This is a genomic window from Streptomyces sp. SAJ15 (assembly GCF_007595705.1).
In the GTDB taxonomy this organism is placed as follows: Bacteria; Actinomycetota; Actinomycetes; order Streptomycetales; family Streptomycetaceae; genus Streptomyces.
Genome location: NZ_NISY01000009.1, coordinates 1 through 15,756, shown reverse-complemented (window position 1 = coordinate 15,756; position 15,756 = coordinate 1). Strand labels below are relative to the sequence as shown.

At 70.2% G+C, this 15,756-nt stretch carries 18 protein-coding genes and 1 pseudogene; 10 read left to right on the top strand and 9 right to left on the bottom strand.

Annotated elements, in window-relative coordinates; genetic code table 11:
• Positions 1-556: 556 nt before the first annotated feature.
• Positions 557-805, bottom strand: coding sequence for a hypothetical protein (locus CD790_RS22400; RefSeq protein ID WP_144385120.1), 249 nt, complete (start codon positions 803-805; stop codon positions 557-559).
• A 451-nt stretch (positions 806-1,256) separates the two neighbouring features.
• Positions 1,257-2,141, bottom strand: a complete 885-nt coding sequence (locus CD790_RS22395) for a site-specific integrase (RefSeq protein WP_260867793.1) — start codon at positions 2,139-2,141, stop codon at positions 1,257-1,259.
• 689 nt (positions 2,142-2,830) lie between these two features.
• On the opposite strand from CD790_RS22395, the pseudogene CD790_RS36955 reads away from it, so the two are divergent.
• The 3 genes and pseudogenes from CD790_RS36955 to CD790_RS36075 form a co-directional block, all read left to right on the top strand.
• A pseudogene (locus CD790_RS36955) lies at positions 2,831-3,361 on the top strand (kelch repeat-containing protein); the annotation flags it as partial.
• A complete protein-coding gene (locus CD790_RS36080) occupies positions 3,328-3,855 on the top strand; it encodes a kelch repeat-containing protein (protein WP_144385118.1) in 528 nt (175 codons plus the stop codon). The pseudogene CD790_RS36955 and the gene CD790_RS36080, both read left to right, overlap by 34 nt.
• Before the next feature lie 50 nt (positions 3,856-3,905).
• Positions 3,906-4,040, top strand: coding sequence for a hypothetical protein (locus CD790_RS36075; RefSeq protein ID WP_260867792.1), 135 nt, complete (start codon positions 3,906-3,908; stop codon positions 4,038-4,040).
• Between the two features lie 276 nt (positions 4,041-4,316).
• Here CD790_RS36075 and CD790_RS22375 read toward each other — a convergent pair whose 3' ends face one another.
• Both CD790_RS22375 and CD790_RS36070 read right to left on the bottom strand, forming a co-directional pair.
• Positions 4,317-4,664, bottom strand: coding sequence for a DUF4190 domain-containing protein (locus CD790_RS22375; RefSeq protein WP_260867791.1), 348 nt, complete (start codon positions 4,662-4,664; stop codon positions 4,317-4,319).
• 271 nt (positions 4,665-4,935) lie between these two features.
• Positions 4,936-5,451: a winged helix-turn-helix domain-containing protein gene (locus CD790_RS36070; RefSeq protein ID WP_260867790.1), complete on the bottom strand. Its 516-nt coding sequence runs from the start codon at positions 5,449-5,451 to the stop codon at positions 4,936-4,938.
• A gap of 687 nt (positions 5,452-6,138) precedes the next feature.
• Between CD790_RS36070 and CD790_RS22365 the strand changes: the two genes are divergently transcribed.
• Positions 6,139-6,459: a hypothetical protein gene (locus CD790_RS22365; RefSeq protein WP_144385117.1), complete on the top strand. Its 321-nt coding sequence runs from the start codon at positions 6,139-6,141 to the stop codon at positions 6,457-6,459.
• Positions 6,460-6,500: 41 nt separating this feature from the next.
• Here CD790_RS22365 and CD790_RS22360 read toward each other — a convergent pair whose 3' ends face one another.
• The 4 genes from CD790_RS22360 to CD790_RS22350 all read right to left on the bottom strand — a co-directional run bounded on the left by CD790_RS22360 (position 6,501) and on the right by CD790_RS22350 (position 8,415).
• Complete coding sequence (locus CD790_RS22360; RefSeq protein WP_144385116.1) at positions 6,501-7,115, bottom strand: hypothetical protein; 615 nt, start codon at positions 7,113-7,115, stop codon at positions 6,501-6,503.
• Between the two features lie 248 nt (positions 7,116-7,363).
• Positions 7,364-7,549 (bottom strand): hypothetical protein, encoded by a 186-nt coding sequence (locus CD790_RS22355; RefSeq protein ID WP_144385115.1) that lies wholly within the window; start codon positions 7,547-7,549, stop codon positions 7,364-7,366.
• Positions 7,550-7,906: 357 nt separating this feature from the next.
• Positions 7,907-8,059 carry a hypothetical protein gene (locus CD790_RS34775; protein ID WP_186319178.1) on the bottom strand — a complete coding sequence of 51 codons (153 nt, stop codon included), beginning with the start codon at positions 8,057-8,059 and terminating at the stop codon, positions 7,907-7,909.
• A gap of 65 nt (positions 8,060-8,124) precedes the next feature.
• Positions 8,125-8,415: a hypothetical protein gene (locus CD790_RS22350; RefSeq protein WP_144385114.1), complete on the bottom strand. Its 291-nt coding sequence runs from the start codon at positions 8,413-8,415 to the stop codon at positions 8,125-8,127.
• 338 nt (positions 8,416-8,753) lie between these two features.
• Here CD790_RS22350 and mobF point away from each other — a divergent pair, with 338 nt between their 5' ends.
• The 5 genes from mobF to CD790_RS22330 all read left to right on the top strand — a co-directional run bounded on the left by mobF (position 8,754) and on the right by CD790_RS22330 (position 12,553).
• The gene (gene mobF / locus CD790_RS22345) at positions 8,754-10,466 is read left to right on the top strand and encodes a MobF family relaxase (protein ID WP_260867789.1); all 1,713 of its coding nucleotides are present in this window, start codon (positions 8,754-8,756) and stop codon (positions 10,464-10,466) included.
• Positions 10,415-10,657: a hypothetical protein gene (locus tag CD790_RS36065; protein WP_260867788.1), complete on the top strand. Its 243-nt coding sequence runs from the start codon at positions 10,415-10,417 to the stop codon at positions 10,655-10,657. Before mobF ends, CD790_RS36065 begins: the two co-directional genes overlap by 52 nt.
• A gap of 204 nt (positions 10,658-10,861) precedes the next feature.
• On the top strand, positions 10,862-11,359 hold the full coding sequence (locus CD790_RS22340) for a hypothetical protein (protein ID WP_144385113.1): 498 nt from the start codon (positions 10,862-10,864) through the stop codon (positions 11,357-11,359).
• A 60-nt stretch (positions 11,360-11,419) separates the two neighbouring features.
• Positions 11,420-12,151, top strand: a complete 732-nt coding sequence (locus CD790_RS22335; protein ID WP_260867787.1) for a hypothetical protein — start codon at positions 11,420-11,422, stop codon at positions 12,149-12,151.
• A gap of 204 nt (positions 12,152-12,355) precedes the next feature.
• Positions 12,356-12,553, top strand: coding sequence for a hypothetical protein (locus tag CD790_RS22330; RefSeq protein WP_144385112.1), 198 nt, complete (start codon positions 12,356-12,358; stop codon positions 12,551-12,553).
• Between the two features lie 723 nt (positions 12,554-13,276).
• On the opposite strand, the gene CD790_RS22325 is transcribed toward CD790_RS22330, so the two are convergent.
• On the bottom strand, positions 13,277-13,825 hold the full coding sequence (locus CD790_RS22325; protein ID WP_260867786.1) for a hypothetical protein: 549 nt from the start codon (positions 13,823-13,825) through the stop codon (positions 13,277-13,279).
• Here CD790_RS22325 and CD790_RS22320 point away from each other — a divergent pair.
• The gene (locus CD790_RS22320; protein WP_260867785.1) at positions 13,824-15,608 is read left to right on the top strand and encodes a replication-relaxation family protein; all 1,785 of its coding nucleotides are present in this window, start codon (positions 13,824-13,826) and stop codon (positions 15,606-15,608) included. The genes CD790_RS22325 and CD790_RS22320 overlap by 2 nt on opposite strands.
• Positions 15,609-15,756 lie beyond the last annotated feature (148 nt).

Genomic DNA, 15,756 nt, shown 5'->3' with positions numbered 1-15,756 from the left:
GAGGGCGAGGTATGGCAGGGCGTGTGCGGCGAGACGCTCGGGGTGGCGACCGAGCCGCGCAACCGTCAGCGCCGGGCGCCGGCCGGTGATGGAGATCGCCGGGGCCCGATTGGCGGCTGATCGGCTGGCAGTCGACCCGCCGTCACAGGTCGCCGGGGGGATGCGCTGCCCGTCATCGTCGCCGACTGCGAAAAGACCCAGGGGTATCCTGCGGGGGAGCGGGCCGCATGCGCGCTGGCCTGCCAGGCCGCCGGCCAGACGCGCCCGCCGAAGCGCAAGGAACCGTGATCTCTGACCGAGCTGCGTAGTCGAAGGCGGCGAAGAAGGCGGAGCTGCGCAAGCAGCGGAAGCGACTCCAAGGCGCCGGGAAGCGCCGCCTCGCCGCCTCGCAGTCGCGCCGGCCCCGCTCCTCGAGGGTGCCGGCGTCGCCGACCCGGAGGCCATCTGGGACGCCTCGCGGTGGGTGGAGTGGCGCGGCGGCTCGGCCCATGAGTTCAGCGCCGCCTGACGTCCGTGCCGCGGGGTCGGGCAGGCTCCTCCTGACCGACCCCGCAGGTCAGTCGATCAGGCTGTGCAGCCCTACCGTGCAGGCCCCGGCCGCGAGGACTCCGGCGAGGACCGCCTTGGGGTAGGACTTTTCGGCGAAGAAGGTCAGTACGCCGATGCCGATGCCGATGACGACGGCTATGAAGAGGATCAGGGCGGTGCGCTGCGACAAGAGCGCCGGCTTCACGGCGGAGGCGGGTTCGGGCGTGCTGGGCGGGTCAGGATGCGCGGACGCGGGGGAGTGCTGGTCCCGAGCCATCGGGATTCTCCTAGAAGGCGGAGGAGCAGAAACGGCGGACACCTGCGTGGTGTCGTCCGCGGGGGTGTGCGCCGCGCGGTCGGCGGTCCTGCTGCGGCTCTCTGCCTGGGAGCGTCCCTGTGGGGTCTCGGCCCGGCCCAGGGTGGGTGTGTCCAGCGTAGCGGCGATCGGCGCGGGTGTTGCCCGGGGTGTCTGGCGGCTGGTCATCGGTACTGCGTCCGGGGTGAGTTCGACATGGCGGGCGGGACAGTGGCAGGTCTCAGGTGCTTGCGTCTCGTCCTCCTCGGGCACGGCTTCTTCACCCCCTGGGTCCGGAAGCCGGGACCAGGACAGCAGCGGCCGGGGGAAAGATCCGGGGCACGACGAAGGCCCGGACGCCTGGTCCGGGCCTTGCTCTGTCGAAGGTGGTCTAGCGAGTCGATTGCCAGTAAGGGAGTCGGTAACCTTCCGTCTACTCGTGCTCTGTTCGGGTGCGGTGGGTGACCCAGTCCGGATCCCGTACGGGCGCGGGCGCCGGCGTCTCGGTGGCCGGGGCGCGCATGGTGCGCCAGCTGGTGCGCGGCGCGGTGACGGCGTGGGCCAGGACGACGACGGCCTGGCGGCCAGCACCGCCCCGGACCCACGCGCCGGTGAAGCGGACCTGATCGGCCACCCAGTCGCCCAGCGAGGCCAGGGCCTGGTCGCGGTCCGAGCGCATGGCCGCGAACAGGGCCTCCCACAGGTGGTCGGACATCGCGCGCGGTCGGCGTTTGGGAACTGGAGGGTTATAGCGCAGCCGTCCCTCCGGGCGGAACGGCTCCAGCGGGTTGTGGTGCGCGTTCGGCCGCCGTTCACCGCGGCGTTGCTGGGGAACCGGGTTGACCAGCGGTCCGTCCCCGCGCTCGATCCAGAACTCGTAGAAGCTGCGGATCACCGCATTGCTGTGACGGATCGTGCGAGCAGCGTACCGGTCCCCTGGGTACTGTTTGCGGGTGATCGAGTTGATGGTGCCGACGGTGGAGGCCGACTTCGTCCTGGGGGTCCGGCGTGGCTTCGTGCTGCGTTGCAGCCACAGCACGAACTCGCGCACCTCTGCCGAGGTCACCTTGTCCCACTCGACGTCGACGACCTGGAGCCACCGCCACCACCGCAACAGGTCGTAGGCGTAGCTCCGGATACTTCCGGCACGGCGGCCCTGGGCGACGAAGTCACGCAGGTACCGGCGCACCGGCTCGATCGGCTGGCCGTCGGTGTCCTGTACCTCGTACGGCACGACGCCGCCGATCTCACCCACCCGGCCCCACTGTGGCAGCCGGATCGCGTCGACGTCGCGCTCCACATCGTTCGGTAGTGCCACGCGCATCCCTCCATTCGGGTCGCGTGACTTCCTACCGATGCAGCATGGCGGACCGTCCACGACACACGCGTGTCGCCCCCGTGACCGAGGATCTGGACCGCTCGCACAATGGGCTGGTGATGGCCTCCGAGGGCAGTACCGAGGTGCAGGCCGGCATCCACACCGGTGACGTCGACCTCACCATCGAGGCGCACCAGCAGGCGCCGGAGCCGGCCAGGGCGGCTGGGAGGAAACGCCGAGATCTCCCTGCAGTCCCCCTCCGGCGAGCTCGTCGTTCACCCGCTGACGGACGACCCAGTGGAGTTGCCATCCCTGGCGGCAGCCGGCCCGGGCAGCCACCGGCTCCGAGTCCATGCCAGGGGCAGGGACACCGCCGTAAACCACACCCTGGTGGACGACGTCGTGGAGTGGTACCTCATCCAGTGCTGGCCCCCAGGCACGAGCCCCCAGCGCTCATCAAGGCGACGGACGGATGCGGAGCCGAAGTCTGCTCCCAGCCCGCCACCGACATGAGTGCCTGTGTCTGAGCCGTCCATGACATATGCGAGGCGAGTGACCGTCGACAGCGCGGCCCCTGGCGCCCCAAGCTCGGCCGTTTGCCTCAGCTGCGGGTGTGCCCACGCCGACGGCTACCTAAAGTCATGAAACGACCGGTTGTCACCTATTGGTGAATCGGCGTGAGGTGCCCCATGGACGGCGTGGTCGGTGTGAAAGGACGGGACGCGGTGAAGAGAGTGTTGACGCTTGCAGGAATCGGGTCGGGGATGGATACGCCAATCCCGTCCCGGCGCCCACGTTGGCGGTGCGCTCAGACCCGGTGGCTGCTCGTCGCGGTGCTGACGCCGCTGCTCGTCCTGACGACCACGCCCGCGAACGCTCAGAGCAGCTGGCTCACGGTGCCAGACCTACCCACCGCCCGCTACGGCCTCGCGGGCACGAGTGCGCCGTGCCCCAAGGAGGTGGAAGGCCTGAAGGGCACGTGCGTGTACGCCATCGGCGGGCACAACGGCTCGCCCACCTTGGACACGGTGGAGGCATACAGCCCCGCTACGAACACCTGGCGGACCTTGCCTGTCTTGCCCACCGCCCGCTACGCGTTGACGGCGACGACCGCGCCCTGCCCCAAGGGTGTGGACGGACTCAAGGGAATCTGCGTCTACGCCATCGGCGGCTTCACGGGCACCGTATGGCCCGACCCCGCGCACGACGTGGGCACAGTGGAGGCGTACAGCCCCGCAACGAACACCTGGCGGACCCTGACGTCGAGGGACTGCGCGGCGCGTGCGTGTACGCCATCGGCGGCTTCAACCCCACCGACGAGATCCTCGACACGGTGGAGGCATACAGCCCGGCTACGAACACCTGGCGGGCCGTGGCCTCAATGGGCACCACGCGCGTCGCTCTGGCCGCGGCCTCCGCACCCTGCCCCAAGGGGGACAGGGGCCTGAAGTCGACCTGCGCGTACGCCATTGCCGGCTTCACGACGTTCACGGACTTCGCCACGAACACGGCGGAGGTCTTCAGCCCCGGCACGAACACCTGGAGCTCCCTACCCGATTTGGCCACCGCCCGCTTCGAGCCGGCGGCCGCGACCGCCCCCTGCCCCAAGAACGTTCGAGGCCCGCAGCGAACCTGCGTGTACGCCATCGGTGGCATCGGCGACTCCCCCTTCCCGACCCTCAGCTCCGTGGAGGCCCTTCCTGTAGGTGGCTGACAGCCGCAGCCGTCCCGCCCACCACAAGCTGGGCACCAAACACTGAGCGCATGCGCTATGAGGAGAGAGCCAAGCTCACGGTCGTGAAAGTCCTGGTCCCGCTGGCCGTCCTTGTCGCCTCACCAGTGCTGCTGATAGCAGGAGCGCCGATCCGCCGCCGCTATCTCCGCTACGTCTACCGATGAGGCCACGCAGATCCTGGACAAGGAGAGAGGTTGGGTCAGCGCCCACTACTTCGTGGTCACCGACCCACTCCTGCAGTGGCTCTGCTGGCCCACAGAATCACTCGCCCGTCTCATCGAGCGCCGAGGTTAAACAAGCTGAAGGTCACCAGTCACGAGGACTCCGCCCGCACGCAAAGCGGAAGAGCGCGACATTCTGCGGCGCGCCGTGCGCGGTGACTTCTCCTGATGCCCCGATGGGGCGGCCTCAGCGCCGGGGCCGCCCCACCGCTTCGTTCTTCACTCGTATGCGTGGTTCAGCGCCCAGCACGCCCACACCACGAAGGTCAGCGCCACCACGAGGGCCACTGATCCGAGTGTGATCCCGGCCCGCGCCCGGCCACGGCTGGCTCCTTCATGGCCGCGCATCCGTCGCAGGGCGAAAGCTCCCGAGACGACCGCGCAGATCCCGAGGGGCACGATGAAGTAGATGGGGAAGAAGCGGACCTGCGGCGAGACGATGGACTCCGGGAGGAAAGGGCAGCCGATCGCCGCGACAGCAGTCGCGCCCAGGGCGAGTGACCAGGTGCCCGTCGGCTGCGGGAGTGTCACTTCGTCGAGCGGATCGGCGCGCTGTGTGGAACTCATGATCCGGAGGTTAGGCGGCGGGCGGTGCGCCTCGCTTGAGCAGGACTACCTAGATGGTCGTGAGTAGGCGAGCGGAAACTCCCCTGCGGGAGCACGCGCCGACGGCTCGCAGTACGGGGCTCGCGACCCGTGCGAGACCAAGACGGTCACGGCAGCGGACAAGGCCGGGCGCGACCGGCTGGAGGCGGAGGCCGCCGCGACGGCCGAGAAAGCCTGCGGCTGGCGCTCCCGCTTCCGCCCCCGGGCAAGCCCCCTGACGCCTGGGCAAGCCTTAAGGGCAGGCGGGCCACCCAGTTGGTGCTGCAGTGGAGAGGAGTTTCGTACCCAGTGGGGTGGCGGTGTGGCGCACCGTGTTGGCATGTCGGAGGCTGGTGACTAGTCCGGCGGCTCGTAGGGCAGTGGCGCGTTCCGAGGCGGATGCGGGGGAGATTCCCAGGCTTTGGGCGAGCTGTTTGGTGGTGTGGCCGGAGGGGTCCGCCAGGGTCTGCAGGACGGCGGCGCGCGTGCGGCCCAGCAGGGTTGCCAAGGCGGTGGGTGCACCCGGCAGGGAAGGGGATGGCAGGGTCGTGAGCGCGCTCGTCTGCAGGTCACGGGCCGGTGCGTAGACCAATACGGGGGCATCGACGTCGTTGAGCAGGGCTCGAGGCCGGGGGCCACAGAAGATGTGTGAGCACAGCAGGAGCCCCCGGCCCTCCAAGTGAAAGTCAAGATCGCGTTGTCCTGGCAGACCGGGGAGTTCCAGTACCGGTTCGCGCCAGTACACCTGTGGGTGCAGCGCGGCCAGCATCGCGCCGACCCCGGCGCGCGCCATGGTGTGCACACGCCAGGCGCGGTCTGGTCCAGGGTCGCCCGCATGCGGTCGGTGAAAGGTGTCACGGCGATGTCGTAGTACGCCTCCAGTGCGTCAGTGACTACGTCCAGCGTCTCGCGGTTTCCATCGGCCAGCTGTCGAACCCAGGCGGGTCGGCGGTGGTGCGTCAGAACCCGGCGAAAGAGTTCGCCACGTAGCAGATCAGCGTGCTTGCGTCGCGTCGTGACGGCCGGTGCCCTACGAGGGCGGTGTCTCCCGCAGGAACACGGCAGGAGAGGCCAGCGCGGCAGCGCCGACTATCGGGCGGCGATGCCCTTGAAGCCGGACCCGAGCCCCCGCCGCTTGCCGCAAGATGCGGCGGCAGGCCGAGCGGTGAGGGCCGCGACCACCTCCTGGGCGGTCTGCGAGGTGAGACCGGCGCACACCTGACCGGAGGTCAGTACCGGCGCGTACGCGCCGGTGCCGTGCGCGCGGAGGGCGTTGGCGAGCGCGGCGGCAGCGGTCTCCGCCGGCCCGGCACCCCACCGGGTGTCGGCCCGCTGCGCTTGGCGGGAGGGCGTCGCGTCGGCTGAGGAGGACGGCCAGGGCATGCGCCTCGGGTGCGTCCAGCGTCACGGTTACCAGCGCGGCCCCGAGCCGGTGGACACGGTGCCGGGTCAGACCATGAGCGGCGAGCGACTCCCGTCTGCGAGCAGTTTCATCGAGCAGCTGGGCCGCGACGGTGTCAGCGGCGTCACCGCCGCCGAAAGTACTGTGCTGGACGGCATCCTTGCTGCGCTGCTGGCCATCGACCGACTGCGCATCGACCGCTCCTGCATCGGACTCATCACAGGATGCTCCTGGAATGACGAGTCTGCCCAGCGCGGCGAGGACCGGCCGATCAAGGCCGACGATCACAGCGTGGATGCCCTGCGCTACTGCATCCGCACCACCGAGGCCCTGTGGCGGCCCCATATCCCGATGACTATGGAGGAGGCCGCTTGAGGCCGTGGACTCGGCGTTCCTCCCGATTGGGGCCTATGTGGCTACTCGGGGTCGGCATACCTGTAGAGGGTATTCAAACCGTGCTGCCTGTTCCGGCGAGCTTCATCCAGCAATCCCTCGACTTGGGCGAGCGTGGCCTGTGCTTCGTCGCCAGCCAACTCTTCGGGGCTGTTCCGAGTGAGGATTCCGAGCATCGCGCTGGCCGAGCCCATGGCCTCGAGCATCGGGACCCCATCAGCAACGTAATGGGCATATGCGCCGCTGAGGTCCCAGTACCCTCCAGAAGGGAGGAGCCCGTACTCGGCGGCCTCAACGATCGCCTTGTAAACAGCTTCACGGTGAGCCCGGGTTTCCTCACGGAAACGATCTGGATCCACAGGCGCAGAACGCACCAGAATTTGGCGAGTTTCATCCAATTCGCGTAGCCAGAGACCGCTTGTCAGCCGTACCTGATTCGCCGTTCTCCTCTTCTCCTCCCGCTGAGCGGCGACCTCTGCTTCGCGTGCTAACACGCGCTCCAGTTCGCGTTCTGCCCGCTCCTGATCCCGCTGGGCCTTGGCCACCCTTGCGTCCTGCCGCTTCCCGTGCATCGCGGCGAAGGCAGTGATCAACGCAGCTACCACCGTGACGACCACCGCCCATGCTGCAGAACTCAAGAAAACCCCCTTCAGGAAGGCGCCAAGCCTATCGCCGAGCACATCCGTTGAGTGAACCCAGAACGCTCTCCCTCGGGGCTTACCGCACCACCTAGAGCAGCAACGCCCGAAACTTGCCGGAGGTGCCGCTCGATGCCACTACCTGACCGCTCGATCGCCTGGCCGCCCTCGCGCCTGCGACTCGCCGTGAAGGCTATGGGTGAGTGGGACACCTGGTACTGCGGCGACCCCGAGCGGCCGACCGCCCTCTACTGCAGCGGTGCGACCGGCCCGCAGCCGAAGCCCATCCAGTACACCGATGGATGGGCGGGACGGATCGCCTGCTGGTGGTGGGGCACCCCGCCGACCCCTAGCGAGCGGCGCACGCGCATCCACGTGCCGATCGCCGCCATCTGCTCCGCCTCCGCCAATTTGTGGCCGACGACGGACTGCACGCCACCCTCAGACCGCCGCCGAGGTGGCGGCGATGCTCGGAGGCCGAAGGACCATACGTCCGGTCTACGGGCTGGCCGGTGTCCCCGCGATCGGGCACGGCTACCGGTGTCGAAGGGGCCTCGGCCGATGGCTGCGCTGCCGCGAACTCTGTGAGCCGCAGCTCGACCCGCGCTCGCGCGCGTCCCAGTGGGCACCGCCCCCTGATCGGTGACACGTGCCGTCAGCGGTTCCGTCTCGGGTGCTCTTGCAGCGGCACGGCCAGGCCGAGCTTGGCGCTCGTCCCCTGGTCCTGACCGTGGTAGACCATGCCGGGCTCGTGCCGCTCCAGTGCCGCAGCACCACCCCTCGTCCTCGCTCTACCAGGCGATCGTCTTCACGCCGTGGCCGGCGCCTGGCCCGCTGCTGGTGTAGTCCCGCCGCGGCAGCCTCATGCAGAGCCGCTTCCCGGATCTCGCCGACGCGGCCGCGCGCCCGACGGCCTGGTCCTCGATGAGCAGTTCGGTAGTCATGCGGCGGATTGTGCACACGTCGGCGGCTTACCGTCGCGTGCGAATTCGCACGCCACACGGTCGAATCAGGGCCCGGCAAAGATGTCGTGGCCGCCGATGCGGCGCCAGATGATGTGCTGCTCGCCGGTGACTATCGGTGGGCCGTAGGACCACGTGGCCCGGCCGTCACCGTCCCAGGTCAGCTCGAAGACTCCCTGAGCGCGCTGGACGCCTTTCACGCGGAGGCCGGCGCGGAAGCGTCCGGTGCGCAGGTCGTCGACGAAGGCGGCTACGGCCTGGCGGAAGCGGCGGCGCTGTTCAGGGGTAAGGCGGTCCAGGTCGTTGGTGAAGCGGGGCAGGGTCTCGTAGGTCGGCACGTCGGTCCTCCAGGCAGCAAGAAGCCCCCGGCGGTGCTGGGGGCGGAGAGTCAGTGACGTGGTGCAGGGCGTGGCGGCTTTGGCCGTCGGGTGGGGGAGCGGTACGTAGATGTGCGCTGGTTGACGGTGAAGTCGTCTGCTGGTGGTTTTCGGGGTGTGTGAGGCGTGAGCGCCTGGGTGCCGCGCAGCATTTGCATGGCCCTGGTGGTGTCCACCGGGCGGGCACGGTCTTGTTGCTGGGCGCCCGCTGCGCGGGATCGACCGTGAAGTTCCGGTGAACCCTCCCGCCTGACGGGATCGCTCTTTTTCGCAGGTCAGAGCCGGTGTTCGCTGCCGGGATGATCAGTGTTGCGAAGGTGCAGCGACGGAATGCCTGGCGGTACTACGTGCGCGGGGTCGCGTTCGGGGACGGGCGCCGCCCCGTCGGCCAGTCGTTGAAGGACGCCCAGGAGATGGCCGGGCTCCCGCCCGGGAGGTGGTTGGGGCGCGGCCTGTCCGCGCTTGGCCTCACCATCGGGCGGGTGGTGACGGAACGGCAGATGAAGCTGTTGTTCGGGGAAGGTCGGCACCCGGACGCCGACCGCATGGAGCGCGAGCTCCTGGACGACGGCGTCGACCCGGAGATGGCACGGCGGGCCACCGTCCTCGGTCAGCCGATCGAGGAGATCGAGCAGCGCAAGCAGACCCCGCTGCTCGCCCTGGACTTCGTGTTCCGGCCGCAGGCATCACTGGTCGTGCTGTGGGCGCTGGGGGACGACCGGACGCGCCGGATCATCGAGCGGGCGCACGAGCGGGCTGTCGCCACGACGCTGCGCTGGCTGGAGGACGAGGTCGCACAGACCCGGTGGGCATCCGGCCGGGGTCGTGCGAAGACCCCGGCCTTGGTCGTCGCGGCATTCCGGCACTACGACAACAGGAATGGATTTCCCCTCCTGCATGAGCACTGTCTGATCGCCAACCGGGTGCGGCGCCCGGACGGCTCCTGGTACGCGCTGGACACGGTCCGGCTCTACAAGAACGTCGTGGCGGCCGACACGCTGTACACCCTGGAGATGACCACCGAGGTGTGCGAGAAGCTCGGGCTGGCGACCGTGCCCCGGGAGGTGACGCCGGGCCTGCGCCCGGTGATGGAGATAGCCGGCGTCGACCAGGAGCTCATCGACTGGTCCTCCACCCGCCGCCGCCGGATCGAGGACGTCCTCGAGGGCCTCACCGACGACTACGTGAAGAAGCATGGCCGGCTGCCCGGCGAGCGAGCCCGCCACGGTCTGGCGTGGTGGGCGGCGCAGGAGACCCGCCCGGACAAGAAGACCCCGCGCCCGCTGGACCAGATGCTCGCGTGGTGGCGTGTCTCCGCGCTCCTGAAGTTCGGTCAGCGGATGGTCGACGGGCTGCTTCAGCGGTGCCAGGCGGCCGGGGCGGCGATCCGGGCCAGGGTGAGGCCCTGGGTGGACACCGCACTCGCCACGGTCGACGTCGCCGCGGTCGTCTTCACCGTGCGCGGAGTCTTCTACCGCCGCCACGTCCTGGCCGAAGCGCGCCGGCATCTGCTGGAGACCCTGCGCGGCCGCGCCTACGTGCCCGGCATCGACAGCCACATCGCCGACCGGGCGCTGGAGCGCTACGGCCGTCAGCTCACCGTGCCCCAGAAGGGCCGACGGGCCCCGGCCCCGGATCAGCTCTCCTACACAGCCGACTTCACCTGGCCCACCCGTTGGTGGATCGCGGGCACCGACGGGAAGCCGCCCCGGGAGTCGACCCGGTACGAGCGGGCCCGGGTCGCCAGCCTGACCCTGCAGAACGCGATCCGCGCTGCCCTCACTGACCCGCCCGCACGGGACGAAGCGCCGGCCGCGACCGCGGCCGCGGTCGCACCGACCGCGCCGTTCGCCGGCGACCACGACCAGGCCCCGCCGCACGTCGTCGACCCCCAGGCCGGGATGCCGCTCAGACTCCGGCACAGCGAGCCGCCGCCATCCACGCCCACCAGCAGGCCGCGATGCCGCAGGAGTACCTGGAAGGCCGCACGACGGACCCCGCGACCTGGCTGACCTCGCCGCAGAACCTCGCTCGCCTCGCCGCCTTCACCCGCGCATCCGAAGCCCGCGGCCGCACGATCGAAGAACAGGCGGACCAGACGAAGCACGCGCACCAGGCGAAGCAGGCTTCGGCCGCCGACATGCAGCAGCAGCACCACACGGCGCAGCCCGACCAGGGCAGGGGAGCCGGCCACGACCGGTGAGGAGGTGCCAACCGGCCAGGAGATGGCCGATCTGCGACTTCACCCGCGACGCCGCGCGGCCCGGACTGAGAATCGGGGCGTTGGTACCCGGCACGGGAGGAACCTTGACCGACCTGCACGAACCGCTGGAACCGCTGGAACCGCTGGAGAGTTACCCCGACGAACTGCCCCCGCCCGCCCCGCCAGCGCGGCGACATCAACCTGGTGAGCGTGCTCAGCATCGCCGACGACCTCGCCCGCAGCCTGGCGGCGCTGAAGATCCGGGTCCAGCCCCGCGACCCGAAGATCGCACTCGTCAGCCCCGAGCAGGCCCGCGAGAACACGGAGAGGGAAGTCGACCGGCTCCTGGAAACGGCCGTCTACCTCCAGCGCCACGCCCACGCCGCGCTGCTCGGGCGGTGCGTGCTCGGTGCGGACTCCAAGGAGGACTGTTCCACCGAGGGCGCCAACCTCCAGCTCAACGTCTGGGACGACAGGACGCGCCGGGACATCGTCGAGGACGGCACCACCGGCTGCGTCGCCCACACCGTCGAAGCAGCCCGCCGGACCATGGCCGACCCCGCCAGCCGCAAGGTCCTGCTCACCTTCGTCCGCCACGAGGAAGGCACGGCCGTCGCCCGCGCCCTCGGACTCGGACCGGACGACACCGAGCAGTTCTTCAACCGCGGCCTGGTCCTGCGCCCCGAACACCGCCTCTCCTGACCCTCCCCATTCACGCGCGGTCGCGTCCCGGCCGCCAAGCCCCCGCATTGGAGCGCCACGTTGCCCTACGAGGCCCGCGATCTGAACCTGACCGATCCGACGAAGGGCTACCTGAACTTCGTCCTCTACACCGAGCCCCAGCGCGGCGCCGCCACGTCATCGCTGAACGCAGTGCTGGACATCGAGGCGCAGCAGACCGTGACACCTCACTTCCAGGAGTGGCTGGGCAGGCTGGTGCGCTGCGAGCCGAACGCGATGCACTGCACGCTCGTGGAGCCGAAGAAGATCCCGGCCCTGTTCCACCCGTGCGTCACGGAGGACCCCAGCAGCCCGTCGGCGATCAGCGGCTCGGGTTGCCTGTGCCGCCGGACCTTCTACGACCCCGAGTTCGGGCTGCCCGTCGTGGGCGAGCACTTCAAGCACCGTGGCGAGGGCGGCACGGACCAGTGGAGCTACACGACGTACGCGCCGCTCGAACTGCGCCCGGACGACGTCTTCAGCCGCTTCTACACCGGTCGCGGTCTGTTCTGGGCCCGGACGGACAAGGGCGTTCTGTCGTTCCTGCCCCGGAGGAACGGCCTGGGCTACGAGATCGGGTACAACGGCGGCGGCCCGCACGCTCTGGCCGCTTACCTCACCCAGGTCGCCACGACCGACGGGCAGCACACGACCGCTGGCGCCCAGTACGAGGATGCGCACCCGTCGATCGTTGCCTGGACGCAGAGCAAGGCGGCGGACCGTGGCACGAACGAGCTGTCGCTCAGCGACCTCAAGGCCATGATGCGGAGCTGACCAACGCCACATCCGGGCGCCTCACGGACCAGCCGTCCGTGGGGCGTCCGCGTGTACGCCGGGAGGCCGGACCGGCCGCGCTCCGCCTCACGGGACACAGGGCGAAGTCGCCGGCGCACCTGCCGGGACGCGGCCGACGCGCACGTCCTGGAGGTGACGGCCAGGGGCGAGGGTGCAAGACCACACCCGACTATGGAGGCCCGCATGGTTGAACCGGTCCGGCCGTCTCTCTCGCCAGAGCAGCGCGAGCGCCTGGAGCAGCTCGCCGACGCCGCCCGGCTGCGCATGGCGCTGTACCCGTCGCCGAAGCCGCCGCCCGTCCGGGGCCGCTCCCGCTCACGGCAGTACCCCGGCGGCCGGCCGAACCTGTGGCGCACCGCGCGGGGCCGCCGCCGGGGATGAGTGGACACGGTGGACTCCACCGTGGGCCCCGTGCACGGAGGGGAGTGGAGACCACGGTGGTGCGGATCGGGCCGTCCACTCGGTGCGCTCCACCCGGTGGGGGAGTGCAGAACATCCCGGCAACCGGTGCGCTCGGTGCGGTGCATCGGGCGCACCGGCGCGCCCGCCAACGATGCCGTGCACTCCCGCCACCGCACCGGTGCACCGCACCACCGCACCGGCGCGCCGCACCCACCGCACCGGCGCGCCGCACCGCACGCTCCACCGGCGCGCGTCGGAGTGGCCGCCACTCCCGCACGATCCACCCGATGCGACCACAGAGGGCGACGGTGCATCGGATGCGGTGCACTCGATGCACCCCCCTTGACCAGGTGGGCCGCCGGATTCCATCCAGCCCATCGGATGGAAAGCAACCCTTGTCCACCCATGAGTTTCCGCGTGATCTTCGACGTTTTTCCTTGACACACTCCGCTACCACCACGGAGACACCCCGCACCGTGCCCTTGATGCCCGGTGCGGGAGGGGAGATCTCTCCCTCCCCGCGCACCCGCACCGTCACCGTCCGTAGGGGCGATGCGTGGCGCGGACGATGCCGTGCACTCCCGCATCGCGGTGCGTTCCACCGGGTGGAAGCGCACGACATCGTCCGCACCGAGTGGAGAGTGGAGGCCACCGGATGCGGGTGGAGTCCACTCGGTGCGCTCCACCGGGTGGGGAAGTGCGTTACATCGTCCACAACTCAACGCACCGTGCGGCATGCCGGTTCGCACCCGCGCGCCACCGCACCGGACATCCGGTGCGGTGGCGCGCGTCGCCCACTGGCCGCCGGCCTCCCGCTCGGCTCAGGCCGCGGCCGCCCCGTACCGGGCGCCGACGTCGCCGCGGATGTCGGCGAGGAACTGGTGGACTTGGTCGACCTCCTGCATGCACTCGATCAGGAGTCCTGGCCGCGATCCACGCGGTGTGTGCGCCGCCGCCCGCGAGGCACCACCGCTTGAGGTACCGGCTCGCCACCGTCACCAGCTTCTCGGCGACGTACGCGGACTCGCAGTCGGCGTGCTCATCGGGCACGGCGGTGAGGTAGTCGGCCAGCAGCAGCGCACCGAACTCACCAATCAGCCGCGCCAGCTCGGGGCCGTCGGCATGGAACTCCGCCAGCGCGGCCTTCTCCTCCTCGCTGCCCTGCTCCTGCCAGACCAGCTCCACGTAGTCAGTGGCCCGCAGGATCTGCTCCGGGGCGAGCTGGGACACCTTGGGCGACGTCGTCTCCATGACGGCTCCTTGCTGTTCGCTGACCGGATGCCTGCTGCTCCCGGCCGATCGCCCTACGGTGCGCGCTCGGTCCTGTGGACAGAGCCCGTGCTCCTGGACACGGCGCGGCCGTGACTCCGGTCACGGACAAATCCGGACTGCAAGGGGTGGCCGAGGAGGAATCGGGCGTCTGTTGTCAGTGGCCGTCAGACCGCAGACAAGGGGTGGCTTCACACGGTGGCTCCGGCCCGTGCGCAGATCCGCGTGCGGGCCGGACGACTGCCGACCCGGCCCGCAGGCCGGAGAAACCGAGGACACCGTGCCCACCGAGCCCACGCCCGACCCCGTCCACGAGGACCGCGCCGCCCGCGGCCGCCGGCCTTCCGAGGACGTCGGCCAGGTCCCGCAGGCCCCCTCCACGGGCCCCTCCATCGCCCCCTCCACGGCCACTTCGCTCGCCCGTCGCGTCTCCGCAGGTCAGCCCGGGAAGTCAAGGTCCCGGGACGCGTTCGACAACCCTCCTAGGTCGACACAGGTCTGGAAGCCGACCGGAGTGCGAAGGAAGGAAGTGCTGAGGGCTCTGGGAATCTTCCAGAGGGCTACCGCCGATCAGCTCTGGCGGATGCTGCGCCCCACGGACCGGCATGACCGGATCACCAGGGACACCCTGAACGCGTTGAAGGAGTCGGGCCTGACCCGGGTGGAGACGCGACTGCAGTCGGGACATCAGCTGTGGGTGCTTACCGAGAAGGGCCACAAGGAAGCCAAGCTGCTGCTGCCGAAGAACGTACGGGTCTCCGCGCTGCGCAAGCTCGAGTTCGACGACGAAGGCCGGCCGGTCCAAGCCGACGGCTACGACGAGCACGCCGCCGCCGTCACCTCGACCGCCGCCGTGCTCACCGGAGCCGGGTACGGCACCCCGCTGTCGTGGCAGACCGAGATCGCCCACAAGCTGCCTTACGGCTACACCCAATACGCCGACCTGACGATGCGCGCTCCGGACGCCGGAGTGCCCGCGATGCTCCTGGAGGTCGACCGCGTCAACGAGCCCGTCGACGAACTCGTAGACAAGCTGCGCCGCTACTACGACTGGTTCGAGCTCCCGGCGCCGAAGTCCGACGCGGCCAAGGAGCGGGCGGCCCGGGGAGCGGCGGTGCACGACTTCCGGCTGTGGTCGCGGATCTATCCGGCGACCGGCCGCGAGGGCTACGTGCCGGTGGCGTTCGTGTTCACGGGCAAGACGGCCGCGCAGCGGGAGAGCCGGATGCTGCGGCTGGAGCAGGCCGCCCGCCGCTACTTCGCCGGGGAGCCGTACCCGGGCAGGGGCGCGGGCATCACGGCCGTCGACTACCACCGGGCGGTGCCCGTGGTCGTCACCGAGCTGGAGCGGATCTGTGCCGACCCGGCCGGGGCGGCCGGGAAGGTGTGGCGACGGCTGGGGCGGGAGGAGTGGCAGACGCTGGGCGAGGCCCTGGACAACCCGGACGGCGACCGCCTGTACGCCGTGCAGCGGCAGGAAGCCTACCGCCGGCAAGCGGAGCGCGAGGCCGCGGTGCGGGAGGCGCAACGGCCGGTGTGCACGTGCTGCGGAGCGAAGTTCACCGACGAACGCTGGCAGTCGGTGAAGCGGTCCTCATGGCCGGGGACGTGGGCCGGCCTGTGCGCGTCGTGCGCGAAGGAGGCCGCCGACCGCGCCATGGCTGAGCGGGTCGCGCGCCGGCAGGCGGAGGAAGCCGAACGCGCGACGGCCGAAGCGCCGACCGGAAAGCCCCGCAGAAAGTTCGGCCTCGGGCGCCGCCGGTAGCCGGGCGTCTTGTGCCTCCGGCCGGACAGGCGGCCTGGCCGGAGGCGAGGATGAGCACCTAACGCTCGGAGGGGGGTTTGTTGGTGTGCCGGGTCGTTGGTGGCCTGGGGTGTTGTGGGTTCGTTGAGAGGCGGAGTTGGCGGTTCGA

Coding starts and splice junctions, on each gene's coding strand:
- CD790_RS36065 (WP_260867788.1), top strand. CDS start 10,415: ATGCCGCAGGAGTACCTGGAAGGCCGCACGACGGACCCCGCGACCTGG.
- CD790_RS36070 (WP_260867790.1), bottom strand. CDS start 5,451: ATGCTGGCCGCGCTGCACCCACAGGTGTACTGGCGCGAACCGGTACTG.
- mobF (WP_260867789.1), top strand. CDS start 8,754: ATGATCAGTGTTGCGAAGGTGCAGCGACGGAATGCCTGGCGGTACTAC.
- CD790_RS22365 (WP_144385117.1), top strand. CDS start 6,139: ATGAGCGGCGAGCGACTCCCGTCTGCGAGCAGTTTCATCGAGCAGCTG.
- CD790_RS36080 (WP_144385118.1), top strand. CDS start 3,328: ATGGCCCGACCCCGCGCACGACGTGGGCACAGTGGAGGCGTACAGCCC.
- CD790_RS22320 (WP_260867785.1), top strand. CDS start 13,824: ATGACGGCTCCTTGCTGTTCGCTGACCGGATGCCTGCTGCTCCCGGCC.
- CD790_RS22325 (WP_260867786.1), bottom strand. CDS start 13,825: ATGGAGACGACGTCGCCCAAGGTGTCCCAGCTCGCCCCGGAGCAGATC.
- CD790_RS34775 (WP_186319178.1), bottom strand. CDS start 8,059: ATGACTACCGAACTGCTCATCGAGGACCAGGCCGTCGGGCGCGCGGCC.
- CD790_RS36075 (WP_260867792.1), top strand. CDS start 3,906: ATGCGCTATGAGGAGAGAGCCAAGCTCACGGTCGTGAAAGTCCTGGTC.
- CD790_RS22375 (WP_260867791.1), bottom strand. CDS start 4,664: ATGAGTTCCACACAGCGCGCCGATCCGCTCGACGAAGTGACACTCCCG.
- CD790_RS22330 (WP_144385112.1), top strand. CDS start 12,356: ATGGTTGAACCGGTCCGGCCGTCTCTCTCGCCAGAGCAGCGCGAGCGC.
- CD790_RS22400 (WP_144385120.1), bottom strand. CDS start 805: ATGGCTCGGGACCAGCACTCCCCCGCGTCCGCGCATCCTGACCCGCCC.